Raw genomic sequence first — 24,537 nt, forward strand, 5'->3', positions numbered from 1 at the left:
CGGCGTAGGGTGTCCCGCGTGAGCCGCCGCGCGAAGATCGTCTGCACGCTGGGTCCGTCGACGTCGTCCCCGGAGCGGATCCACGCCCTCGTCCGGGCCGGGATGGACGTCGCCCGGCTGAACTTCTCCCACGGGGAGCACGCCCAGCACGCGGAGGTCTACCGCCTCGTGCGCGAGGCCGCCGACGCCCAGGGACGCGCGGTCGGCATCCTCGCCGACCTGCAGGGCCCCAAGATCCGGCTCGGCCGCTTCACCGACGGGCCGCAGACGTGGGCCACCGGCGAGACCGTCCGCATCACCACCGAGGACGTCGCCGGCACGCACGACCGGGTGTCCACCACCTACAAGGGCCTGGCCGACGACGTGCGGGCCGGCGAGTCGCTGCTGATCGACGACGGGAACGTCTCGGTCGAGGTCATCGACGTCGAGGGCCGCGATGTGGTCTGCCGCGTCGTCGAGGGCGGCACGGTCTCGGACAACAAGGGCATCTCGCTGCCCGGCACCGCGGTGTCGGTGCCCGCGATGAGCGAGAAGGACGAGGCCGACCTGCGCTTCGCGCTCGGGCTGCGCGTGGACATGATCGCGCTGTCGTTCGTGCGCTCGCCCGCGGACGCGGAGCTCGTCCACAAGATCATGGACGAGTACGACTGCCGGCTGCCGGTCATCGCCAAGCTGGAGAAGCCGGAGGCGGTCGACGCGCTGGAGGCGATCGTGCTGGCGTTCGACGCCGTCATGGTCGCGCGCGGCGACCTCGGCGTGGAACTCGCGCTCGAGGACGTCCCGCTGGTGCAGAAGCGTGCGGTGCAGATCGCGCGGGAGAACGCCAAGCCGGTGATCGTCGCGACGCAGATGCTCGAGTCGATGATCCACAACTTCCGCCCGACGCGGGCCGAGGCGAGCGACGTCGCGAACGCCGTCCTCGACGGGGCGGACGCGGTCATGCTCTCCGGCGAGACCTCGGTCGGCGACTACCCGATCGAGACGGTCCAGACGATGTCGCGGATCGTGCAGGCCGTCGAGTCCGGCCCGGCCTCGGTGCCCGCGATCCAGCACGTGCCGCGCACGCAGCGCGGCGTGGTGACCACGGCGGCGCGGGACATCGGCGAGCGGCTGAACGCGCGGGCTCTCGTGGCGTTCACCCGAACCGGCGACACCGTGCGCCGCCTCGCCCGGCTGCACACCCGGCTGCCCGTCCTGGCGTTCACCCCGGTCCCCGCGATCCGTTCGCAGCTCGCGCTGTCGTGGGGGGTGGAGACCTTCCTCGTGCCGTGGGAGGAGACCACCGACGCGATGATCGCCCGGGTCGACGCCTCCATCCAGCAGATCGGCCGGTTCGCGCCGGGCGAGCTCGTCGTCGTGGTCGCCGGGTCGCCGCCCGGGCAGGCGGGCAAGACCAACCTGATCCGCGTGCACCGGCTCGGGGACGACACGCACTAGGGGCCGGGTACGCGATCATGGGCTCCATGGCGCACCCGTTCGACGCCCTGACCGCCGAGGCGATGCGGGCCGGCGGCTCGTGGAAGTGGACCGGCCGCGAGATGGTCGCGGGCGCCGACGCGCGCGGCCGCGGCCTGATCGGCGCCTTCGTGGCCGAGATGGACTTCCCGACGGCGGGTCCGGTCGCGGCGGCGGTGCGCGAGTGCGCGGACACCTCCCGGTTCGGCTACCTCGCCGACGGGTGGGTGGCCGACCTGGCGGAGGCGTGCGCGGCGTTCTGGGCGGACCGCTTCGGGTGGGCGATCGAACCGGAGCGGATCCGTCCGGTGCCGGACGTGATGACCGCGCTCACCGCGACGATCGAGCACTTCACGACCCCCGGCAGCCCCGTCCTGCTGCCGACCCCGGCCTACATGCCGTTCCTGACGGTGCCCGGGATGCTCGGCCGGGAGATGGTCTCGGTCCCGATGGCGAGGGATCCGTTCGCGCTCGACCTCGACGCGCTCGACGACGCGTTCCGCACCTCGGGCGCGGAGCTGCTGGTGCTGACCAACCCGCACAACCCGACCGGCCGGGTCCTCACGGCCGAGGAGCTCGCGGACGTCACCGCCGTCGTGGAGCGGCACGGCGGTCGGGTGTTCGCCGACGAGATCCACGCGCCGATCACCTTCGACGGCCTGCGCCACCGGCCCTACGCCGCGACCTCGGCCGCGGCCGCCGCGCACACCGTGACCGCGACCTCGGCGTCCAAGGCGTGGAACCTGCCGGGGCTGAAGTGCGGGCAGGTGATCCTGTCGAGCGACGCCGACGCGCGGCGCTGGGCCGACCACGGCTACCTGGCCGAGCACGGCACCGCCACCCCCGGGGTCCTGGCCTCGACCGCCGCCTACACCCACGGCCGGGACTGGCTCGACGACGTCCTCGCCTACCTCGACGGCAACCGCGCCCTGCTGCGGGACACGCCCCTCCCCGGTGTCGCGACCACGGTCCCGGAGGGCACCTACCTGGCCTGGCTGGACGGCCGCGGGCTCGACCTCGACGAGCCACCGGCCGCGTTCTTCGCCCGCGAGGCCGGCGTGGTCATGACCGACGGGGCGGCGTGTGCCGGGCCCGGCGGCATGCGGCTCAACCTCGCGATGGCACGCCCGGTGCTCGCCGAGGCCCTGGAGCGGATGGCGGAAGCACTGGACGCGCGGGGCTGACGGCGCCGACGGGCCGGACGAAGCGGACCGCACGCCGGGCGCGGCCGTCGCGGGCGAACCCGGCATCCACCGGCACCTGCATCGAGTGGACGTTCGCCGGGTCGACGCGGATCACCGCGGTCGAGGCCCCCGTCGACCCGCCGAGCCACGCGACGACGAGTCCGACGGCCCGCGCGGCGTATCGGCGGCCGCGCCACGGCCCGAACACGCCGTAGGACAGGTTCGCCTCGCCGGCGGCCAGGCCCGCGGCCGACAGCTCCACCTCGACCGTGCCCGCGAGCAGCCCGGTCGCCGCGTCGCAGACCCCCCACGACAGGGCGGCGCCGGGGGCGTACCAGTCGCCCGCCCACGTCGCGGCCCCGTCGTCGATCCAGCGCCGCACGCCGGACTCCGAGGCGTGGGCGCCGGTCAGCCAGCGGGCCAGGTCGTCGTCCTCCCCGGCGAGCAGGGGGCCCACGTCGTCCGGCGTCAGCGCGCGCAGCGCGACGACGCCGTCGGTGCGGGGCGGGCACGTCGTCGTCGGCACCGGCCCATCCTGCGCCCGGCCGCTAGGGTCGCCGTCATGGGCCTGTCGTTCTCCGAGGAGCCCGAGACCGGGCTCGTCGCGGTGACCCTGACCGACGACGACGGCGAGGTCGTGCAGACGCGGGTGGTGTCCGCCGAGGAACTGGGCCGGATCGCGGCGGCGGCCCGGCGGGCGAGTGCGCGGGCCGCGGAGCGCGGCGAGCCGCTGTTCGTCACGCTGGACGAGCTGATCGACGGCGATCCGGGCTGATACCACCGTCGATTGTGACGTCGGGCGTCAGCATGGCCGCAGTGCTGACACGTGGGCAGGGTGGGTCGGGATGACCGACGACCGCCCCGACACCTACCGCCCCGACACCTACGCCCCGCCCGCCGAGCTGGCGGCCACCGCGAACGTCACCGCGGACGACGCCGCCCGGCTGCGGGCCGAGGCGGACGCCGACCTCGACGCGTTCTGGCTCGCCCGGGCGCGGGAGCTCGACTGGGAGCGCGAGCCGACGCAGGGCTACGACGGCTCCGGGCACCCGTTCGTCACGTGGTTCGCCGACGGCCGGCTCAACGTCGCGCACAACTGCGTCGACCGGCACGTGGCGGCCGGGCGCGGGGAGAAGGTCGCGCTGTACTGGGAGGGCGAGCCGGGCGACCGGACGGCGGTCACCTACGCCGACCTGCAGCGCCGCGTCGCCCGGGCCGCCCACGCGCTCACCGCGCTCGGGGTCGGGCGCGGCGACGTCGTCGTGGTCTACCTGCCGGTGCTGGTGGAGACGGTCGTCGTCATGCTGGCCTGCGCCCGGATCGGCGCGGTGCACTCGCTGGTCTTCGGCGGCTTCTCGGCCGAGGCGCTGCGCTTCCGGGTCACCGACGGCGCCGCGAAGGTCGTCGTCACCACCGACGGGCAGTACCGGCGGGGGAAGGCGATCGCGGTCAAGGAGAACTGCGACGACGCGGTCGCGGCCGTCGACACCGTCGAGCACGTGCTCGTCGTGCGCCGGACCGGGCAGGACGTGCCGTGGACCGAGGGCCGCGACGTCTGGTGGCACGAGGCCGTCGGGGTGCAGCCGGAGCACCACGAGGCGGAGGCGTTCGACGCCGAGACCCCGCTCTTCCTGATCTACACCTCCGGGACGACGGGCCGGCCCAAGGGCCTCGTGCACACCATGGGTGGCTACCTCACCCAGACCGCCTGGACCGCGTGGGCGTGCTTCGACCACCGCGACGACGACGTCTACTGGTGCCAGGCCGACCTCGCCTGGGTCACCGCCCACACCTACGAGGTCTACGGCCCGCTCGCGAACGGCGTCACGCAGGTCCTCTACGAGGGCACGCCGGACACCCCGCACCGCGGCCGCCACGCCGAGATCGTCGAGCGGTACGGCGTCACGGTGTACTACACCGCACCCACGCTCGTCCGGACCTTCATGACCTGGGGCACGGAGATCCTGTCGGGGTACGACCTGTCGTCGCTCCGGCTGCTCGGCAGCGTCGGCGAGGCGATCAACCCCGAGGCGTGGCGCTGGCTGCACACCCACGTCGGCGGTGGGCGGTGCCCGGTCGTCGACACGTGGTGGCAGTCCGAGACCGGGGCCGCGATGGTCGCCCCGCTGCCCGGTGTCACGACGCTGAAGCCGGGCTCGGCCACGCAGGCCCTGCCCGGGATCTCGGTACGGGTGGTGCGTGAGGACGGCACCGGCGCCGATCCCGACGAGGGCGGCCTGCTCGTCGTCGACCGTCCGTGGCCCTCGATGGCGCGCACCGTGTGGGGCGACCCCGACCGCTTCGTCGAGAGCTACTTCGAGAAGTTCCGCGCGCAGCGGTGGTACCTCGCGGGCGACGGCGCCCGCATCGACGACGACGGGTACGTGTGGCTGCAGGGCCGCGTGGACGACGTCATGAACGTCTCCGGGCACCGGCTGTCCTCGATCGAGCTGGAGTCGGCGCTGGTCAGCCACCCGCGGGTCGGCGAGGCGGGCGTGATCGGCGCGCCGGACGCGACGACGGGCCAGGCGGTCGTCGCCTTCGTCGTCACCCGGGGCGAGGCGGCCGAGGGTGAGGACCTGCTCGCCGACCTCCGCGCCCACGTGACCCGCGAGCTCGGCCCGGTCGCCCGCCCGCAGCAGGTGCACGTGGTGTCGGTCCTGCCGAAGACGCGCTCCGGCAAGATCATGCGCCGGCTCCTGCTCGACCTCGCGTCCGGTCGGGAGCCGGGGGACACGACGTCGATCGTGGACCCGACGGCCCTCGACCAGGCCCGGGCGGCGCTCAGGACGTCCTGACCACCGCGAACGACTCGGCCGGCAGGACGACGGCGGCCTCGGAGAGCCCGACCTCGGACGGCGAGAACACCACCTCGGTCGCGCCGTCCACCGGCACGGTGACCTCGCCGCCGCCGAGGTTGACCACCAGTCGCAGGGCTCCGCGGTGCACCACGAGCGTGCGGGCGCCCGCGTCGACGTCGACGTGCACCCGGTCCAGGTGCGGGTCCGCCAGCTCGCGCTCGGTGCGGCGCAGGGCGATCAGCGTGCGGTGGACCTCGAGCAGCCAGGCGTGCTGGCCCTCCTCGGCCTCCGTCCAGTCCAGGCGGGAGCGCTCGAAGGTCGCGACGTCCGTGGGGTCGGGGACCTCCTCGGCGCCCCAGCCGTGCTCGGCGAACTCCCGGCGGCGGCCCTCCCGGACGGCGTCCTGCAGGCCCGGGTCGTCGAAGCCGACGAAGAACGCCCACGGCGTGGACGCGCCCCACTCCTCGCCCATGAACAGCATCGGGGTGAACGGCGAGCAGAGGACGAGCGCCGCCCCGCAGGCGAGCAGGCCGGGGGAGAGGGTGGCCGAGAGCCGGTCGCCGGCGGCGCGGTTGCCCACCTGGTCGTGGTCCTGCAGGTAGGCCATGAAGCGCCACCCGGGGACGCGGGCGAGGTCGACGGGCCGCCCGTGGGTGCGGCCGCGGAACGTCGACCACGTGCCGGCGTGCACGTAGGCCTCGCGCAGCACGGCGCCGAGGGTCTCCAGCTCGCCGAAGTCGACGTAGTAGCCCTGGGTCTCGCCGGTCAGCGACGAGTGCAGCGCGTGGTGGACGTCGTCGCACCACTGCGCGTCCAGCCCGTAGCCGCCCGCCTCGCGGGGGGTGACCAGGCGCGGGTCGTTGAGGTCGGACTCGGCGATCAGGGTCAGCGGCCGACCGGAGGTCGCCTCCAGGCTCTGCACCAGCACGGCCATCTCCTCGAGCACGTGCGTGGCGCGGGTGTCGCGCAGGGCGTGCACCGCGTCCAGCCGCAGGGCGTCCACGCCGAAGTCGGTGAACCACATCGCGACGTTCTCGAGGATGTACGCGCGCACGGTGTCCGACCCGGGGCCGTCGAGGTTGAGCGCGGAGCCCCAGTCGTTGGAGCCCGCGAAGTACGGGCCGAAGCGGTCGAGGTAGGCCCCCGACGGCCCGAGGTGGTTGTAGACGACGTCCAGCACGACCCCGAGCCCGCGGTCGTGGCAGGCGTCGACGAACCGCCGGAACCCGTCCGGGCCGCCGTAGCTCTCGGTCACCGCGAACCAGAGCACGCCGTCGTAGCCCCAGCCCCGGGTGCCGTCGAAGGCGTTGACCGGCAGCACCTCGACGAGGGTGACCCCGAGGTCGGCGAGGTGGTCCAGCCGCTCGATCGCGCTGTCGAACGTCCCGGCCGGCGTGAACGTCCCCACGTGGAGCTCGTAGATCACCGCGCCCGGGAGCGCGCGCCCCGTCCAGCCGTCGTCAGCAAGAGCGCCGGGCGCCCAGACCTGCGAGGCGGCGTGGACGCCGTCCGGCTGGCGCCGCGAGCGCGGGTCGGGCAGCGGGTCGGCGCCGTCGACCGCGTAGGCGTAGCGGCTGCCGGGCCCGGCGCCGTCCACCGCGGCGCTCCACCACCCGTCGTCGTGGACCATCGGCCACCCGGTCCCGTCGACCACCACGGACACCGACTCCGCCGCCGGAGCCCACACCGAGAACGTCCCGTCGACGCCCAGTCCCGTCATGTCCGGAGATGATCCCGGTCCCGACGGCAGGTCGCCGCACGAGTGGGGCGACCGGCGTGCCGGGTACCGTCGTCCGGCCGGAGCAGTGCGGAGGAGCGTCAGGGATGGACAGGACGGACGGGGCGGGACCACCCCCCGGCGACCCGGTCGACCCCCTGTTCGCCGGGCGGGGCGAGGTCGCCGCGGCCATGGCCGCCGTGGACTGGTCCGCGACGCCGCTCGGGCCGTCGCGCACCTGGCCCCAGGCGCTGCGCGCGGTCGTGCGCGTGCTCCTGACCTCGCGGTTCGCGATGTGGATGGCGTGGGGCCCCGACCTGACGTTCTTCTACAACGACGCCTACCGCCGCGACACGCTGCGCGCGAAGCACCCCGGGGCGCTGGGCCGGCCGTTCCGCGAGGTCTGGTCGGAGGTCTACGACGCGGTGCTGCCGCAGGTGCGGGCGGTGACCGAACGGGGCGAGTCGACCTGGGACGAGGACCTGCTGCTCTTCCTCGAGCGCAACGGCTGGCCCGAGGAGACCTATCACACGTTCTCCTACAGCCCGCTCTCCGACGAGGACGGCCGCGTGCAGGGCCTGTTCTGCGCGGTCACCGAGACCACCCCGCAGGTGCTCGCGCAGCGCCGCCTCGCGTTCCTGCGCGACCTCGCGACCGCGACCACCTCGGCCCGGTCACTGCCCGAGGTCGCGGCCGCGGCGCGGGAGGTCCTCGCCGACGACCACCGCGACACCCCGTTCGGCCTGGTCTACCTCCGGGACCCGGACCGCGGGCAGGTCGCCGGGCAGGTCGTCGGGCTGGCCGCGGCGGTCGGCACCCCGCACGGCGGCCCCGCGGCGCCGGCCGCCGTGGACCTGGCCGGCGACGACGGACCGTGGCCGCTCGGGCGGGCGCGCGCCGGCACCGAGGTGGTCGACCTGCCCGCGGCGGCGCGCGGTGCGGTCCCGGAGGACTGCGACCGGGCCGCGCTGGTGCCGCTGCGCCCGCCCGGGGCGGGCACCGACGACCTGCTCGGCGTCCTCGTCGTCGGTCTCTCGCGGTTCCTGGCGTTCGACGACCGCTACCGCGACTTCGTCGAGCTCGTGGCCGCGCAGGTGGCGTCCGGGGTGCTGGACGCACGGGCCGCGGAGTCCGAGCGGCGCCGCGCCGAGGCGCTCGCGGAGCTCGACGAGGCCCGCCGGCGGTTCTTCGCCGACGCCAGCCACGAGCTGCGCACCCCGCTCACGCTGATCACCGGCCCGGTCGACGGCCTGCTGGCCGACCCGGACCTCGCCCCGGCCCGGGCGCGCGACGACCTGGAGGTGGTCGCGCGCAACGCCCGCCGGCTGACCCGGCTCGTCGGGGACCTGCTCGAGGTGGCCCGGCTGCAGGCGGGCAGCGCAGGCGGACGGCCGGCCCCGGTCGATCTCGGCCGGGTCACCGCGGACGTGGCGGGCATGGTGGCCTCGGCGATGCAGCGCGCCGGACTGGAGTACGTGGTCGACGCGCCGTCCTGGCCCGTCGGTGTCCTCGTCGTCCGCGACGCGTGGGAGCGCGTCGTGCTCAACCTCGTCGCGAACGCGCTGAAGTACACGCGGACCGGGCGGGTCGAGGTCCGGCTGCGGCGGGCCGACGGCCGCGCGGTGCTCACCGTGTCCGACACCGGCATCGGCGTCGCGGCCGACGAGCTGCCCCGGCTCTTCGACCGGTTCCACCGCGTCGAGGGCACCTGGGCCCGGTCGGCGGAGGGCAGCGGGATCGGGCTCGCCCTGGTCCGCGAGATCGTCGAGGCCGAGGACGGGTCCGTCGAGGTGGCCAGCGAGGTCGGGGTCGGGACCACGTTCACCGTGACGCTGCCGGTGGTGGAGGCCGACCCGTCCGACCCGTCCGACCCGTCCGACCCGTCCGCCTCGCCCGCGCTCACCGGCGACGGGGAGCCGGACCTGTCGTCGCGGACCCGGGCCCTCGCCGACGAGGCGGAGCTCTGGGTGCCCACGTCCGCCGCGACGGCGGAGCCGGACGGCGACGCCGCGGTGATCGGGCGGGTCCTGGTCGCGGACGACAACGCCGACATGCGCGACTACGTGACCCGGCTGCTCGCACCGCGCTGCACCGTGACGACCGCGGCGGACGGCGACACCGCGCTCGAGCTCGCCCTCGCCGACCCGCCCGACATGGTCGTCTCCGACGTCATGATGCCGGGCCGCGACGGGCTGTCGCTGCTCTCGGCGCTGCGCTCGGACCCGCGCACGGCCCGGGTGCCGGTGCTGCTGCTCTCGGCCCGCGCGGGGGCGGAGGCCGCCGTCGAGGGCCTGGCCGCGCAGGCCGACGACTACCTCGTCAAGCCGTTCGCCCCCGGTGAGCTGCAGGCCCGCGTGCAGGCCCACCTGCAGCTCGGCCGGGCCCGTCGCGAGGCCGAGGCCCGCTTCACCGCGGTCGCCGACCTGGCCCCCGCGATGATCTGGGTGTCCGACGCCTCCGGACGCCGGGTCTTCCTCAACGCCGGGTGGAGCCGCTTCACGGGGCGCGACCAGGCCGACGAGCTGGGCGACGGCTGGGCGGAGGGCGTCCACCCCGACGACCGGGCGGGCTACGAGGAGCTGGTGACCCGCGGCCGGGAGCTCGGCCGCGCCTGGGAGACCGACTTCCGGCTCCGGCACGCCGACGGGACCTACCACCGGCTCGTCGAACAGGCCACGCCGGTGCCCGGACCGGACGGGCGGGCGACCGGCTGGGTCGGGTCCGACGTCGACGTCGAGACCCGCCTGCGCGAGGCCGACCGGGCGCGGCTGCTCGCCGAGGTGGGCGCGGCGATGGAGTCCACCGACACCGTGGCCGGGCGCCTGCGCGAGCTGTCGCGGACGCTGCACGACGCGCACCTCGCCGACCGGGTCACCGTCCTCGACGACGAGCCGGAGCCCGACCCGCGCACGCTGCAGCGGGTGCTGCGGGTCCGCGACCGGACGCTCGGGGTGCTCGTGCTCGAGCGGGACGGGCGCAGCGCCCCGTGGACCGACGCCGACCGCGCCCTCGTCGACGAGGTCGTCGCCCGCACCCTGCCCGGCCTGGACAACGCCCTGCTCTACGCCGACGAGCGCAGCGCCGCGCACCGGCTCGCGATCGTCCACCACGCGACCGCCGCGTTCTCCGCGGCGGCGACGCCCGCCGAGGTCGCCCGCGCGGTCACCGAGCACGTGGTCGAGCTGCTCGGGCAGGACATCGAGGTGGCCGTCTTCGAGTACGACGCCGCGCAGCGCCGGCTGCGGATGGTCACCCGCCGCCCGGTGGAGGCCCCGGCGCAGTCCCACGGCGACGACGTCCCGCTGGAGGCGGACACGCTGCTGACCCGTGCGGTGCTCACGGAGCGGTCCCTGTGGGTGCACGAGCCCGAGCCGGGGGAGCCCGAGGGCGCGCAGGACCCCGAGCTGGTGGCGCTGATGCGCGCCCGCGGGCTGCAGAAGGTGGTGACGATCCCGCTGATCGCGGCCGGCAGCGTGGTCGGGGCGCTCGCGGTCGGGCGGGACACCCGGGGCCGGCTCGACGCGGGCGAGCGGCTGACCCTGCAGGCGCTCGCGGAACCCTGCGCCGTGGCCCTGGACCGAGCCCGCCTCTACCGCGCCGAGCACGAGATCGCGCAGACCCTGCAGCGCTCGCTGCTGCCGCAGGCGCTGCCCGAGGTGACGCGGCTGCCGATCGCGGTGCGCTACCTGCCGGGCGCGGTCGGCACGTCGGCGGGCGGCGACTGGTACGACGTCGTCGAGGTCGGCCCGCACCACGTCGCGGTGGTCGTCGGCGACGTGGTGGGTCAGGGCACGGCCGCCGCGGCGGTCATGGGCCAGCTCCGCACCGCCCTGTCCGGCTACCTGCTCGCCGGGCACGGCCCGGGGCCGGCGCTGGACCTGCTGGACGGCCTCGTCGCGCGGGTACCGGGAGCCCGGGCCTCCACCGCGATCTGCCTGGTGGTCGACACCGAGACCGGCGAGGTGCACTGGGCGCGCGCCGGGCACCTCCCCGCGCTGCTGGTCGACGCCGACGGCCCACGTCTGCTCACGGACCCGGCGGGCCACGGACCGCTGCTCGGGATCGCCCACGACCGCCGCCCGCCCCGCACCGAGGGCGTCACCACCGTGGTGCCGGGCGACGACATCGTCCTGTACACCGACGGTCTCGTGGAGCGCCGCGGGGAGTCGCTGGACGAGGGGCTGGACCGCCTCCTGACCGTCGCGGCCGCGTGCCAGGACGGCGCCCCGGAGCGGGTGGCCTCGACGCTGCTGGAGGCGCTCGCCCCCGCCGAGGCGGTCGACGACGTCGCGGTCGTCGTGGTGCGGCTGGCGCCCGCCCCGCTGGCGCTGACGTTCCCGGCCGACCCGGCCGAGCTCGGGGTGCTGCGCCGCGCGGTGCGTGCCTGGGCCGCACCCGCCGGGCTGCGCGACGAGGTCACCGAGGACCTGCAGCTCGCCCTCGGCGAGGCGGCGACGAACGCCGTCGAGCACGCCTACGGGACGACGCCGCCGCCGGGGTCCGAGGTGGGCGTCCGGCTCGCGGTCCGCCCCGACGGCGGCGTCGCGGTCGAGGTCACCGACCGCGGGGCGTGGCGCGACCTCCCGCGGGACCCGGGACACCGCGGCCGCGGGCTCTCGATGATCCGCGCGCTGGCCTCCGACGTGGTCGTCGACGGCGGCGCCGACGGCACGACGGTGTCGTTCACCGTGCCGCCCGCCCGGCGCGCCCCGACCCGCGGCCGCCTCCGCCCGCCGCACCACGAACCGGCCGACGAGACCGCGTCGGTGGTCGTGGAGGGCAGCACCGTCACGGTCACCGGCGACCTCGACCTCGCCGGGGCCGACGTGCTGGGCCGGGTCGTGGCGCACCCGCCCGGGCGGTCGTGGTCGCTCGACGTGACCCGGGTCGGCCACCTCGCGAGCGCCGGGGTCGGCATCCTGCTCACCGCGGCCGACCGCGGCGCCGAGCTGGTGCTGCCGCGGACCGGTCCGGCCGCCCGCGTGCTCGCCCTCAACGGCCTGGCGTCACCGGCCGACGATCCCGTCGCGCGGACCTGAGGCACGACCGGTCCCGCGGCCCAGACCCGCCTCGCGGGCCCGCACGATCGCCTCCGCCCGGTCGGCCACGTGCAGCTTGGTGAAGATCGAGGACACCACGTTGCGCACGGTCTTCGGTGACAGGTGCAGGGCCGCCGCGATTTGCGGGTTCGCCCGGCCCGCCGCGACCAGGTCGAGGACCTCCCGCTCCCGGCCGGTGAGCTCCGGGAACAGGCCCTCGGTGCCGCTGCGCGCCGGCGCGAGGAAGTCCGCGACGCGGCGGGCGATGGCCGGGCCGAAGACGGCGCCGCCGGCGGCGACGGTCGCGATGGCGTTCGTGATCTCGGCCCGGGTGGCGCCCTTGAGCAGGTAGCCGCGGGCCCCCGCGCGCATGGCCGCGAAGACGGTCTCGTCCTCCTCGCTCATCGTCAGCACCACCACGCCGACGTCGCGGCCGGCGTCCGCGGCGGCGTCGACGACCCGGCGCGTGGCCGCGATCCCGTCCAGCCCGGGCATGCGCACGTCCATCACGACGACGTCGGGGGCGAGCTCCGCGGCCGCGCGCACCGCGTCGGCGCCGTCGGTGGCGGTGCCGACCACCTCGATCCCGGTGGCCGCGCCGGCCGCGCCCAGCAGCGCCGCGAGTCCCTCGAGGTAGACCGGGTGGTCGTCAACGAGCAGGACCCGGGTCACGGGGTCACCGCGCAGGGCAGCTCGGCGCGGACCACGGTGCCGCCGGCGTCGGGACAGGTGACCGTGGTCGACCCGCCGAGCTCGGCGGAGCGCTCCCGCAGCGACCGGCTGCCCACACCCGCCGTCACGGCCGGGTCGATGCCGCGGCCGTCGTCGGCGACGGTGACGACCAGGCGGTCCGGCTCGCGGCCGACCACCACCTCCGCGGCGTGCGCGCCCGCGTGCCGGACCACGTTGGTCAGGGCCTCCGAGACGATGTGGAAGGCGGCCACCTCGACCGCCGCGGACAGCTCGCCGGGGTCGTCCCCGCGCACCGTGATCGTCAGGTCGTCGCCGGACAGCGACCGCGCGCGGGCCCGCAGCGCGCCGAGCAGGCCGAGCTCGTCGAGGGCGGGCGGGCGCAGGTCGTGGACCAGGCGGCGGACGTCGGCGAGCAGCGCGGACACGTCCGTCGTGGCCCGGCCCAGCATCTCGTCGGCGGCGGCCGGGTCGACCGTCGCGAGCTCGCGGGCGGTCTCGATCCGCAGCGTGACCGCGCCGAGGGCCGGCCCCACGGAGTCGTGCAGGTCCCGGCGGAGCCGTCGGCGCTCCTCCTCGCGGGCGGTGACGATCTGCTCGCGGGCCCGCTGCAGTGACGCCCCGAGCGCGCCGGCGCGGGCCGCGGCGGCGGCCTGCCGCAGCAGGTCGGCCAGCAGGCGCTGGTCGCGGGCGGAGAGGGCGTCGAGGGCGTGGGCGGGGAGTGCGACCCGGCCGATCACCTCGTCGCGGTAGCGCAGGGGCAGCTCGACGACGTCGGCGCCGGGTCGGCCGTGCTCGACCGTGGCCCGGGCCCCGTCCGCCCGGTCGACCTCCACCCGCACCCCGGGCAGCCGGAACGCCTCGACGACGGTGCGGGCCAGGGCCGCGAGCTGCGCGTCGGGCGCGGACGCGGACTCCAGGCGTCCGGCCAGGGCCGCGACCGTGCCCTCCGGGTCGTCGCGGGTGCCGCGGACCAGGCGTCGGGACAGCGTCCACAGCCGCGTGCGCAGCGGCGTGTAGGCCACGGCGACCACCGCCACGGCGATCAGGCCGGCGTCGCGGTCACCGAGGAGCGCACCCGCCGTCAGGACCAGGAGGAGGTCGACCGCGACGACCCCGACCGCCAGCAGCGCCGTCAGGATCGTCGCCGGCAGCAGGCGGTCGATGTCGTAGAGCCGGTGGCGCGTGACCGCCACGAGGATCGCGGCGCTGGTGACGGCGAGGGCCACGCACAGCGCGGGCCCCGACGCCCACGTCGGCAGGAGCCGCCCGACGAGCATCACGAGGGCGTCCACGATGGCGGCCCAGACCAGCCAGCGCATCTGCTGTCGGCGTACTCCGGAGGCCCGCCGGAAGCGGGTGACCACCACCGCCAGCGGGACGAGCAGCCCGAGCGGCAGGAACGCGTAGGCCACGGTGAGCACGACCGGCCACCCCGCCCACGGCACGGACAGCGCGTCGATCCCGAGGGCCCGGACCTCCGGGGCGGTCGTCTCCCCGAAGCGGGCGTCCAGCACCGCGGACGGCACGAACACCAGGCACAGCGGCAGCAGGGCCGTCGCCGCCAGGCTCGTCACGGACGCGGCGCGACCCCAGCGCCCGCGGGGGAGCTCGCCGTCGGGGAACAGCAGCAGGATCAGCGGGAGCGTGAGGAGCAGGAACGCGCCCCAGCGGGCGATCACGGTGACGGCCAGGCCGCCGAGCGGCCGGTCGTGGACGAGGGCCTCGAGGTACCAGGCGCCGGCGAGGGCGTCGAGCACCCACGCGACCCCGCCGACCACGAGGACCAGCCCCACGCGGTGCCGTGGCCGGCCCCGGACGATGACCAGCCCCGGGACCAGCAGCGCGAGCCCGGACAGGGCGATCGGCCACTGCGGCGAGGGATCGACCCCGGGCGGGAGGACCTGCCCGGCGGCGCGGACGTCGAGCACGACGACCGCGACGGAGGCGGCGAGCGCGATCATCGCGACGACCGCGAGCGGCACGTCGACCCGGTGCCGCCGCCCGGCCGGCGCGGGCGTCGGCGCCGCGGGGGCGCGCGCGATCGTCTCCGTCACGCGCCGAGATTGCCACGTCGGCCCGTGGATCCCGTAGGGACCGGCGTCCCGTCCGGTGTCCCGTCGACCCGGGACACGCACGGGACGGGACACGGGATCGTCGGCCCTGGGGGACCGGGACGGACCGGGCCCAGAGTTCTCGCCATGACCGAGCGGCACCCCGCCACCGTCGACCGATTCCCCCAGGAGCCCGTCATGACCACGTTCCGCACCACCACGAGCCACGTCCCCGCCCCCGCCCGCACCGACGTGGCCCCGCCCGCGCCGGTCCCGCCGGACCGGCACCCGTCGTCGGGAACGCTCCGTCTGCTCGGCGCGGGTCTGGCCGCGGGTGCGGGCGCCTACGGCGTCGCCTTCATGACGTCGGGCGCGGAGTCCGAGCAGGGCACCTTCGCCATCTCCCTGACCGGTCTGTTCTTCCAGCTCGGCGTGTTCTGCCTGCTGGCGGCGATGTGGCGGACCCGGGCGACCGGGACGACGCGCCTCGCCCGGGCCATGCTCGTCGTCGAGGCCGTGGTCCTCGGGATCGCGACGGTCCAGTCGGTGTTCACGCTCCCGGCGAACGGGGGCGAGTGGGGCACGGTCGCGACGGTCCTCGACCCGTTCTGGCCGCTGTCGATGCTCGGCATGGCGGTCATCGGCGTGAAGGTCGCGGTCGCCGGCCGGTGGCGCGGCGCCCTGCGGGTGTGGCCGGTGGTGGCCGAGACCTGGATCTTCGTCGCGCTGCCGTCCCTGATGGTGTTCGGCCGGGAGATCGGCTCCGTCGTCGCGGGCGCGCACTTCCTCGTCGGCTACGCCGCCCTCGGCGTGCTCCTCGCGATGCGCCCGGACCTGACCCGGCGCTGAGTGACACGGGACCGATGCCCGTTCGGGGGACACCCCGGGCGGGCATCCGGCGTGCATGGAGTACAGGCAACTGGGCCGGTCGGGACTGAACGTCTCGACGATGACGATGGGCACGATGACGTTCGGCGGGCAGGGCATGTTCTCCCAGCTCGGCACCACCGACGTCGAGGGCGCGACCCGCCAGATCGACCTGTGCGTCGAGCACGGCGTCAACCTCGTCGACACCGCCGACATGTACTCGGCCGGGCAGTCCGAGGAGATCGTCGGGCAGGCGACGAAGAACCACCGCGACGACCTGCTGATCGCCACCAAGATGCGCTTCCCGATGGGCGACGGCCCGAACGACGGCGGGGCCTCCCGCCAGCGGATCGTCCGGTCGTGCGAGGACAGCCTGCGCCGCCTCGGGGTCGAGCACATCGACCTCTACCAGATGCACGGCTGGGACGGGCTGACGCCGCTCGAGGAGACGCTCGAGGCCCTCGACACCCTCGTGCGCAAGGGCAAGATCCGCTACGTCGGCTGCTCCAACTACTCGGCGTGGCACATCATGAAGGCGCTCGGCGTCTCGGAGCGCGGCGAGTACCAGCGCTTCGTGTCCCAGCAGATCCACTACACGCTGCAGGCCCGGGAGGCGGAGAACGAGCTGGTCCCGGTCTCGATCGACCAGGGGCTCGGCATCCTCGTGTGGAGCCCGATCGCGGGCGGCCTGCTCTCCGGCAAGTTCCGGCGCGGGCAGGACGACCCGGAGACCTCGCGCCACCTCGGCGAGTGGTCCGAGCCGCCGGTCGCGGACCGCGAGCGGCTCTACGACATCATCGAGGTGGCCGCGGAGATCGGCGACGCCCACGGCGTCTCGGTCGCGCAGGTCGCGAACGCGTGGCTGCTGCACAAGCCCGGGGTGACCTCGCTGGTGATCGGCGCCCGCACCGAGGAGCAGCTGGCGGACAACCTCGCCGCGGCCGACCTCGCGCTGTCCGACGACGAGATGCGGCGCCTGGACGAGGTGTCGGCGATGCCGCTGCTCTACCCGTACTGGCACCAGAAGAACACGATCACCGACCGGCTCTCGCCAGCGGACCGCACGCTGCTCGGGTAGGACCGCGCGTCGCGCCCCTCGGGTGATCTCACGCCGGCTTCATCCGGCATCCTGAGGGGCGTGACGGCGTCGGGAGCGGTGCGTGCGAGGACGGGCTCGCGCAAGAAGTCACAGCACGAGACGAACAAGCGCATGATCGTCGAGACGACGGCGTGGGTCACCGCGATCGCCGCCGCGCTGACGGTCGGGCTGCAGGCCGCCATCTCGGCCACCGCCTCGGCGCCGGACGTGCCGCGCGTGACGCCGCTGGAGTACCAGTACACGCGGCCGCAGGAAGGTCCGCTCGTCTACACGCCGTTCACGCGGTGACGCGGTGCTCCAGCTCTGGTTCGTCTCGCGGGCGCTCGGGGCCGTCGGCCTGCTGCTGCTCAGCCTCGTCGTCGTCCTGGGGATCCTGCACAACACCTCGGTGGTGAAGAACGCCGACCTGGGCCTGCCCCGGTTCATGCTGGTCGCGCTGCACCGGAACCTGTCGCTGATCACCGTGGTGTTCGTCGTGCTGCACGTGCTCACGGTGCTGGTCACCGACTACGTGCACCTGCGGGTCGTCGACGTGTTCGTGCCCGGGATCGCGCTGTACAACCCGATCGGCGCGGCCTTCGGGACGATCGCGTTCGACCTGATCCTCGCGATCGTCGTGACCTCGCTGCTGCGCCAGCGCATCCCGCGGCGCGTGTGGTTCTGGGTGCACTGGTCGTCGTACCTGTGCTGGCCGGTGGTCGTGGCGCACGCGGTGCTCAACCTGACCTTCCGCGGGACCACCTGGTGGACCCTGGTCGTCCCGCTGCTCTCGACCGTGGCGATCGTGGTCGCACTGCTCTACCGGCGCCGGGACAAGCGACGGGTGGCCGTCCCGGTCGCCGAGCGGGGGAAGGTGCCGGAGGAGGCGATCCGGGCGGTGACAGGCGAGGTGCCGATCGCCCGGCCCGCGCCGCCCGAGGAGGAGGATGCGGTGACCGAGACGATGGCGCCCCCGTCGTCGTCGCCGGTCGACGCCGAGACCGAGGTCATCCCCCGCACGCCGGCGCGGCGGGTCGTCCCGCTCGCGCCGAAGCCGCGCCGCTGAGGCGGACCCACCTCACCGCAACCGTGTCCGGCGGACCGGGTTGCTCGGTCGGCGTCTCGGGTACCGCCCCGAGTGCGACATGGCACAGGTCCCGGGGTGCCAGAACCTGCGTGGTGTGGCTCTCCGCGAGGGGCCGGTGCGCCCCCGTGCCGCGAGTGCGACGTGGCGCAGGTTCCGAGTCGATGGAACCTGCGCGGTGTCGCACTCGCGACCGGGGCACTCAGGCCGGGCGGACCAGCAGCGCCACGGGGTAGCGGGCGAGGAGGTCCGCCAGCGCCGGGGCCGACCCGTCGACCGGGGCCCCGGTGACCATGTCCGTCCAGTCCGACGCCCCGCCGGGCAGCGGCAGGACGGTGTCGCCCCACCCACCCCGGGTCTCCAGACCGACCGGCAGCCGCGTGGCCACGGCGACCAGCCGTTCCCGCCCGGCCGGGCCGCCCCGCGCGAACGCCACGGCGTGCTCGGCGGCCGGACCCGAGGCCGGCACCGGGGCGTAGCCGTCGAACAGCTCCGGCCGGAAGCGGCGCAGGCGCAGCGCCGCCGCCGTCATCAGCAGCTTCGAGGCACCGTCCGGGTCGTCGGCCGGGGGCAGCCAGCCGCCGTCGATCCGCGCGAGGAGCTCGCGGCGCCGGGCGAAGTCGACCGGGCGGCGGTTGTCCGGGTCGACCAGCGAGTACTCGAACAGCTCGGTGCCCTGGTACACGTCCGGCACACCCGGCCCGGCGACCTGCAGCAGCTTCTGGCCGAGCGCGTTCGACCGGCCGTGGGCGTCGATCCGCGCCACGAACGCCTCGATCTCGCCGACCGAGGCGTCCCCCAGCACCTGGCCCGGCCACGCCGCGATCTGCTCGTCGACCTCGGCGTTCGCGTCGACGTGCGCGGTGACGAGCTTGGCCTCCTTGGACGCTTTCGTCAGGTAGCCGCCGAGGCGCTCCTCGGTGAGCGGCCACGCCCCGATCACCGACTGCCACGCGAGCAGCTCCAACGAGGGGGAGGGCAGCGGATGGCGGGCCGAGGCCGTCCGCAGGAAGGCGCCCCACTCGGCGGTGAGCTCGGACAGCACCGCGAGCCGGGCCCGGACGTCCTCGGAACGCTTCGTGTCGTGCGTCGACAGCGTCGTCATCGCCGCGGGCGTCGCCGCCGCGCGGTGGGCGGCGGCGGCGTGGAACTCGGCGGGGGAGACCCCGAACCGGTCGGGGGCGCCGCCGACCTCGTTGAGCGCGACGAACCGGTTCCACCGGTAGAACGTGGTGTCCTCGACGCCCTTCGCGGTGACCATGCCGCTGGTCTGCTCGACGCGCAGGGTCAGCGGCCCGTCCGGGTCGGCGAGCATCGCGGCGCGTATGCGGCGCACCACGTCCGCCAGCTCCGGGCGCGCGGTCGACGCCGTGTCGACCGCGAGCTCCAGGTCGGCCCGCCCCTCGGGCAGGTAGGACCGGTACACCGGGTAGGCGGCCAGCAGCTCGGCGACCGCGTCGAGCACCGTCGCCTCGTCGTCACCGTCCTCCGACGGGACGAGCCGGGCGATCCGCCGGACCTCGGCGACCAGGATCTCGTCGGTGACCAGCCGCTTCGCGGTGTGCTCGGCGACCGACAGGCGCTGCCGCTCCCCGGTGTGCTCCGCGGCGACCTGCTCGACCAGCGACTCCCCGCGCGGGTCGACGAACAGCCCGCACACCTCGCGCAGCGCGTCGTACCCCGTGGTCCCGTCGGCCGGCCACGACGACGGCAGCGCCTCGGTGACGCCGCCGGCCCGCAGCGAGGTGATCTTCTCGACCAGCAGCCACGCCCTATCGGCGTGCTCCCCTGCCCCGTCGAGGCGGTCCCGCAGGCGGCGCAGGTACGCCCCGGGGGCGGTGAGCCCGTCGGGGTGGTCGATGCGCAGCCCGGCCACGACGTCGGGGTCGGCGGCGACCCACCGCAGCACCTCGGCGTGCGTCGCGTCGAAGACCTCCGGGTCGTCCACCCGCACCGCGGCGAGGTCGGAGACGTCGAAGAACCGCCGGTAGGTCAGCTCCGCGTTGCCCCGCCGCCAGTGCACCAGCCGGTAGTGCTGCCGCTCGTGCACCTCCTGCGGCGAGCCCTCGCCGGTGCCGGGTGCCACCGGGTAGCGGTGCTCGAAGTAGCGCAGCTCGGAGGCGTCGTCGGACAGCTCGAGCTTCTCGACGTCCTCGGGCGACCCGAGCACGGGGATCAGGATCGGGACCGAGAGGTCGGCGTCGTACCAGGACGCGTAGGGCGACTCCGGGCCCAGCGCCAGCAGCGACCACCACGAGGGGTTGGCCTCCGGCACGGCGACGCCCATGTGGTTGGGCACCAGGTCGATCAGGGCCCGCAGGCCGGCCTCGCGCAGCGCTCCGACGAGCGCCGTCCGGGCCTGCTCACCGCCCAGCTCCGCGTTGACCTTCGTCGGGTCGACGACGTCGTAGCCGTGCATCGAGCCGGGGGAGGGCTGCAGCAGCGGCGAGCAGTACAGCGCCCCGGCCCCGAGGTCGGAGAGGTAGCCGACCAGGTCGGTCGCCGCCGCGAACGGCTGCTCGGGGGAGAGCTGGAGGCGGTAGGTCGAGGACGGGATCCGGGTCACGAGCCCTCGTCCGTCCGCTGGAGCAGGAGCATCGAGCGCGCGGCGACGGTGACGGTGTCGCCGCCGCCGAGGGTCTCCAGGTCGTCGGGCAGCGGGTCGACCGTCGTGGTCGCGAGGGAGCGGGCCGTGCCCACCACCACGGTGCCGTCGACCGTGTCGAGCACGGTGCCCCAGCGGTCGGGCAGGCCCTGGCCGGGCACCGTGACCTCGGCGTCCTCGTGGTGGGCGTTGAAGATCAGCAGGAAGGAGTCGTCGACGACGCGCTGGCCGCGCGGGTCGGCCTCGAGGATCCCGTCGCCGTTGAGGAACACGGTGAGGACCGCCGCGCTCCCGGCCTCCCAGTCCTCGTCGTTCATCTCCTCGCCGGAGGCGGTGAACCAGGCGATGTCGCGCTGCGGCTCGTCGGAGGAGCCGGACAGGGCCGGGCGGATCTCGCGGCCGTTGAAGAACCGGCGGCGCCGGAAGACCGGGTGCGCGGCGCGCAGGGCGGAGATCTCGCAGGTGTAGGTCATCAGGGCCGAGTCGGACTTCTCCGGCGACCACTCCATCCAGGAGATCTCGGAGTCCTGGCAGTACCCGTTGTTGTTGCCGCCCTGGGTGCGGCCGATCTCGTCGCCGTGCAGCAGCATCGGGACGCCCTGGGAGAGGAACAGCGTCGCGAGGAAGTTCCGCCGCTGCCGGTGGCGCAGCTCGAGCACCGCGGCGTCGTCGGTGGGGCCCTCGACCCCGCAGTTCCAGGAGTTGTTGTCGTCGGCGCCGTCGCGGCCGCCCTCGCCGTTGGCCTCGTTGTGCTTGTCGTTGTAGGAGACCAGGTCGTTGAGGGTGAACCCGTCGTGCGCCGTCACGAAGTTGATCGAGGCGTACGGACGACGCCCGTCGTCCTGGTAGAGGTCCGACGACCCGGTGAGCCGCGAGCCGAACTCGCCGAGCGTGCCGGGGGTGCCGCGCCAGAAGTCCCGCACGGTGTCGCGGTACTTGCCGTTCCACTCGGTCCACCCGGGCGGGAAGTTGCCCACCTGGTAGCCGCCGGGACCGACGTCCCAGGGCTCGGCGATGAGCTTGACCTGGGAGATCACCGGGTCCTGCTGGACGAGGTCGAAGAACGTGGACAGCCGGTCGACGTCGTAGAACTCCCGCGCGAGCGTGGAGGCGAGGTCGAACCGGAACCCGTCCACGTGCATCTCGGTGGCCCAGTAGCGCAGCGAGTCCATGATCAGCTGCAGGGTGTGCGGATGCCGGACGTTGAGCGAGTTCCCGGTGCCGGTGTAGTCCATGTAGTACTGCGGCTCGTCGTCGACCAGGCGGTAGTAGGCCTGGTTGTCGATGCCGCGCATGGACAGCGTGGGGCCCTGGTGGTTGCCCTCGGCGGTGTGGTTGTAGACCACGTCGAGGATCACCTCGATGCCGGCGGCGTGCAGGTCGCGCACCATGGCCTTGAACTCCTGCACCTGCGCGCCCGGCGGCGTCGTCCCGGTGGGGCCGGAGCTCGCGTACCCGAAGTGCGGGGCGAGGAAGGCGATCGTGTTGTAGCCCCAGTAGTTGCGCAGACCGCGCTGGACCAGGGCGTCGTCGTGCACGAACTGGTGCACCGGCATGAGCTCGATCGCGGTGACGCCGAGCCGCTGCAGGTGCGAGATCGTCGCCGGGTGCGCGACCGCGGAGTACGTGCCGCGCATCTCCTCGGGGATGTCCGGGTGCTGGAAGGTCAGCCCCTTGACGTGCGCCTCGTAGATCACGCTCTCGTGGTAGGGCGTGCGGGGCGGCCGGTCGTCGTGCCAGTCGAAGAACGGGTTGACGACGACGGCCTTGGGCACGTGCTGCGCCGAGTCGTCGTGGTTGACCTCGTCGGGGTTCTCGAAGTGGTAGCCGAACACCGACTCGTCCCAGGCGTAGGTCTGCCCGAGCGAGCCGTCGATCGCCTTGGCGTACGGGTCGATCAGCAGCTTGTGCGGGTTGCACCGGTGCCCGGCCGCCGGGTCGAGCGGGCCGTCGACGCGGTAGCCGTAGCGCTGCCCGGGCACGACGCCGGGCAGGTAGCCGTGCCAGACGAACCCGTCGCGCTCGGGGAGGGGGATCGGGGTCTCGGTGCCGTCGGCCTCGAACAGGCAGAGCGTCACCGCCGTGCCGACCTCGCTGAACAGCGCGAAGTTCGTCCCCGCGCCGTCGTAGGTGGCACCCAGCGGGTAGGACGTGCCCGGCCAGGGCTGCATCGATTCTCCTCATCCGTGTTCGCCGACCCCGTCACGCTACCGGCCGACACCGACAGCACCCGGTCGTTAGGCTCCGCCGCGTGCCGACCGTCTTCACGAAGATCATCAACGGCGAGATCCCGGGGCGCTTCGTCTGGTCCGACGACCAGGTCGTCGGCTTCCTCTCGATCAACCCGCTCGGACCGGGCCACACCCTCGTGGTCCCCCGCGAGGAGATTGACCAGTGGATCGACGCGCCAACCGGGCTCTTCGAGCACGCCATGGGCACGGCCCGGAGCATCGGCGCCGTCATCCGTGACGTCTTCGACCCGCCCCGCGTCGCCCTGATGATCGCCGGCTTCGAGGTGCCCCACCTGCACGTCCACGTCCACCCGGCGTGGGGCCTGGAGGCCTTCGACTTCACGCAGGCGGCCACCGACCCCGACCCGGCCGCGATGGACGACCAGGCCGAGCGCCTCCGGGCCGGTCTGCGCGCCGCCGGCCACGGTGACCAGGTGCCGGCCTGACGGGGCGAGCGGAGCGACGGGAACAGATCGATGCAGCTCATCCTCGCCCGGCACGCCGAGCCGGTCGCCGCCGACACCGGTGAGGGCGGCCCGCCCGCCGACCCCGAGCTCTCGTCGCGGGGCCGGGTGCAGGCGAGCGCCCTCGGCTGGTGGGCCGCGAACAACACCGGGGAGAAGATCACCGAGATCGTCGTCTCCGGCATGCGGCGCGCGCAGGAGACCGCCCAGCCGGCCGCGAACGCCCTCGGTCTGACCCCGGTCGTCGACGAGGACCTCGCGGAGTTCGACATGGGGCGCTCGTCCTACACCCCGGTCCACGAGCGGCTCGGGTCCGACGACCCGGACTGGCAGCGCATCTCCGAGGGCTTCCTGCCCGGGTTCGTCGACGTCGGGGCGTTCACCGCGCGCGTGCGCGACGCCTTCGACCGCATCGTCGCCCGCCACGCCGACGCCGGCCGCGAGTCCGTGCTCGTCGTCTGCCACGCCGGGACGATCAACCTGTTCCTCGCGCTGGAGCTCGCCCTGGCGCGGCCGTTGACGTTCCCGCTCGACCACGTCGGCCTGTCCCGCGTGCTCGTCTCGCGCAGCGGGCGACGCCGGGTGCGGTCGGTCAACGAGACCGGGCACGTCGCGGACGTGCTGTGAGCACTCCTACCGAGCGGGAGCCGGACCCCGACTCCCTGCCCGGTGCGGGGCGGATGGTCGCCTTCGTCGACGCGTCGGTGGCCATCGCGCTGACGCTGCTGGTGCTCCAGCTCACCGAACTGCTGCCGCCCTCCGACCGGCCGGACCAGCCGCCGATCGACGTGGTCACGGAGAACGCCCCGGTCTTCTGGAGCTTCCTGCTCAGCTTCGTCGTGATCGGGCGCTTCTGGCTGGTCCACCACCGGTTGTTCGGCTTCGGGGGCCGGCTCACCGGGTTGCTGGTCCTGCTGAACCTCGCGTGGGTGCTGACGATCGTCGTGCTGCCGTTCATGACGGAGATGGTCGCGACCTACGGGTCGGAACCGTTCGTGCTGCGGACCTACATCGGCGTGCTCCTCGTCTGCAGCGGCCTGTTGACGGCGATGACCGTTCTCATGCGGCGGACCGCGCTCGCGGAGGACGACCCGCGTCGGCCACCGGAGGCCTTCGTCGTCGGGTCGACGGCCGCCACCGTCGACGTCGGCCTCGCGTTCCTGCTCGTCCTGGTCCTCCCACAGGTCAACTACTTCGCCCTCTTCGCACTGTTCCTCGACCCGCTGACGACGCGGGTCGTCCAGCGTCTCCGCCGCACCTGACCCGTT

At 74.6% G+C, this 24,537-nt stretch carries 18 protein-coding genes; 12 read left to right on the forward strand and 6 right to left on the reverse strand.

The features are described 5' to 3' along the window. The first annotated feature begins 18 nt into the window (after nt 1–18). Entirely contained in the window at nt 19–1,437 is a 1,419-nt protein-coding gene (pyk, locus tag WCD74_RS15525; protein ID WP_337695765.1) for a pyruvate kinase, read from the forward strand. Between the two features lie 26 nt (nt 1,438–1,463). After that, nucleotides 1,464–2,639: a MalY/PatB family protein gene (locus tag WCD74_RS15530; RefSeq protein WP_337695766.1), complete on the forward strand. Its 1,176-nt coding sequence runs from the start codon at nt 1,464–1,466 to the stop codon at nt 2,637–2,639. Here WCD74_RS15530 and WCD74_RS15535 read toward each other — a convergent pair. Beyond that, nucleotides 2,563–3,165: a GNAT family N-acetyltransferase gene (locus WCD74_RS15535; protein WP_337695767.1), complete on the reverse strand. Its 603-nt coding sequence runs from the start codon at nt 3,163–3,165 to the stop codon at nt 2,563–2,565. The genes WCD74_RS15530 and WCD74_RS15535 overlap by 77 nt on opposite strands. Nucleotides 3,166–3,201: 36 nt before the next feature. Between WCD74_RS15535 and WCD74_RS15540 the strand changes: the two genes are divergently transcribed. Both WCD74_RS15540 and acs read left to right on the forward strand, forming a co-directional pair. Beyond that, nucleotides 3,202–3,414 (forward strand): hypothetical protein, encoded by a 213-nt coding sequence (locus tag WCD74_RS15540; protein ID WP_337695768.1) that lies wholly within the window; start codon nt 3,202–3,204, stop codon nt 3,412–3,414. Between the two features lie 70 nt (nt 3,415–3,484). Then, entirely contained in the window at nt 3,485–5,437 is a 1,953-nt protein-coding gene (gene acs / locus WCD74_RS15545) for an acetate--CoA ligase (protein WP_337695769.1), read from the forward strand. Here the strand turns inward: acs and treZ are convergent. Continuing rightward, nucleotides 5,424–7,160 carry a malto-oligosyltrehalose trehalohydrolase gene (gene treZ / locus WCD74_RS15550; RefSeq protein ID WP_337695770.1) on the reverse strand — a complete coding sequence of 579 codons (1,737 nt, stop codon included), beginning with the start codon at nt 7,158–7,160 and terminating at the stop codon, nt 5,424–5,426. The genes acs and treZ overlap by 14 nt on opposite strands. 104 nt (nt 7,161–7,264) lie before the next feature. Here treZ and WCD74_RS15555 point away from each other — a divergent pair, with 104 nt between their 5' ends. After that, nucleotides 7,265–12,196 (forward strand): SpoIIE family protein phosphatase, encoded by a 4,932-nt coding sequence (locus WCD74_RS15555; RefSeq protein ID WP_337695771.1) that lies wholly within the window; start codon nt 7,265–7,267, stop codon nt 12,194–12,196. On the opposite strand, the gene WCD74_RS15560 is transcribed toward WCD74_RS15555, so the two are convergent. Further along, nucleotides 12,164–12,868 carry a response regulator gene (locus WCD74_RS15560; protein WP_337695772.1) on the reverse strand — a complete coding sequence of 235 codons (705 nt, stop codon included), beginning with the start codon at nt 12,866–12,868 and terminating at the stop codon, nt 12,164–12,166. The genes WCD74_RS15555 and WCD74_RS15560 overlap by 33 nt on opposite strands. Further along, complete coding sequence (locus WCD74_RS15565) at nt 12,865–14,943, reverse strand: sensor histidine kinase (protein WP_337695773.1); 2,079 nt, start codon at nt 14,941–14,943, stop codon at nt 12,865–12,867. The genes WCD74_RS15560 and WCD74_RS15565 overlap by 4 nt, the downstream gene beginning before the upstream one ends. Before the next feature lie 144 nt (nt 14,944–15,087). Between WCD74_RS15565 and WCD74_RS15570 the strand changes: the two genes are divergently transcribed. Genes WCD74_RS15570 through WCD74_RS15585 form a run of 4 tightly spaced genes read left to right on the forward strand, consistent with a single transcriptional unit; the run spans nt 15,088 to nt 17,951 of the window. Then, the gene (locus WCD74_RS15570; RefSeq protein ID WP_337695774.1) at nt 15,088–15,789 is read left to right on the forward strand and encodes a hypothetical protein; all 702 of its coding nucleotides are present in this window, start codon (nt 15,088–15,090) and stop codon (nt 15,787–15,789) included. A gap of 55 nt (nt 15,790–15,844) precedes the next feature. Beyond that, on the forward strand, nt 15,845–16,885 hold the full coding sequence (locus WCD74_RS15575) for an aldo/keto reductase (RefSeq protein WP_337695775.1): 1,041 nt from the start codon (nt 15,845–15,847) through the stop codon (nt 16,883–16,885). 60 nt (nt 16,886–16,945) lie between these two features. Continuing rightward, nucleotides 16,946–17,194, forward strand: a complete 249-nt coding sequence (locus WCD74_RS15580) for a hypothetical protein (protein ID WP_337695776.1) — start codon at nt 16,946–16,948, stop codon at nt 17,192–17,194. 4 nt (nt 17,195–17,198) lie between these two features. Continuing rightward, entirely contained in the window at nt 17,199–17,951 is a 753-nt protein-coding gene (locus tag WCD74_RS15585) for a ferric reductase-like transmembrane domain-containing protein (protein WP_337695777.1), read from the forward strand. Nucleotides 17,952–18,171: 220 nt separating this feature from the next. Here the strand turns inward: WCD74_RS15585 and treY are convergent, their stop codons facing one another. Both treY and glgX read right to left on the reverse strand, forming a co-directional pair. After that, the gene (gene treY / locus WCD74_RS15590) at nt 18,172–20,535 is read right to left on the reverse strand and encodes a malto-oligosyltrehalose synthase (protein WP_337695778.1); all 2,364 of its coding nucleotides are present in this window, start codon (nt 20,533–20,535) and stop codon (nt 18,172–18,174) included. Then, on the reverse strand, nt 20,532–22,745 hold the full coding sequence (gene glgX / locus WCD74_RS15595) for a glycogen debranching protein GlgX (RefSeq protein WP_337695779.1): 2,214 nt from the start codon (nt 22,743–22,745) through the stop codon (nt 20,532–20,534). The genes treY and glgX overlap by 4 nt, the downstream gene beginning before the upstream one ends. Before the next feature lie 80 nt (nt 22,746–22,825). Between glgX and WCD74_RS15600 the strand changes: the two genes are divergently transcribed. From WCD74_RS15600 to WCD74_RS15610, 3 genes are read left to right on the forward strand one after another with little or no spacing between them, the layout of a single operon-like run. Continuing rightward, nucleotides 22,826–23,251, forward strand: coding sequence for an HIT family protein (locus WCD74_RS15600; protein WP_337695780.1), 426 nt, complete (start codon nt 22,826–22,828; stop codon nt 23,249–23,251). A gap of 30 nt (nt 23,252–23,281) precedes the next feature. Continuing rightward, the gene (locus WCD74_RS15605; protein ID WP_337695781.1) at nt 23,282–23,896 is read left to right on the forward strand and encodes a histidine phosphatase family protein; all 615 of its coding nucleotides are present in this window, start codon (nt 23,282–23,284) and stop codon (nt 23,894–23,896) included. Beyond that, entirely contained in the window at nt 23,893–24,531 is a 639-nt protein-coding gene (locus tag WCD74_RS15610) for a TMEM175 family protein (RefSeq protein WP_337695782.1), read from the forward strand. The genes WCD74_RS15605 and WCD74_RS15610 overlap by 4 nt, the downstream gene beginning before the upstream one ends. Nucleotides 24,532–24,537: the final 6 nt, after the last annotated feature.

The sequence above is a fragment of the Actinomycetospora aurantiaca genome (assembly GCF_037401875.1).
GTDB classification, from domain to species: domain Bacteria; phylum Actinomycetota; class Actinomycetes; order Mycobacteriales; family Pseudonocardiaceae; genus Actinomycetospora; species Actinomycetospora aurantiaca.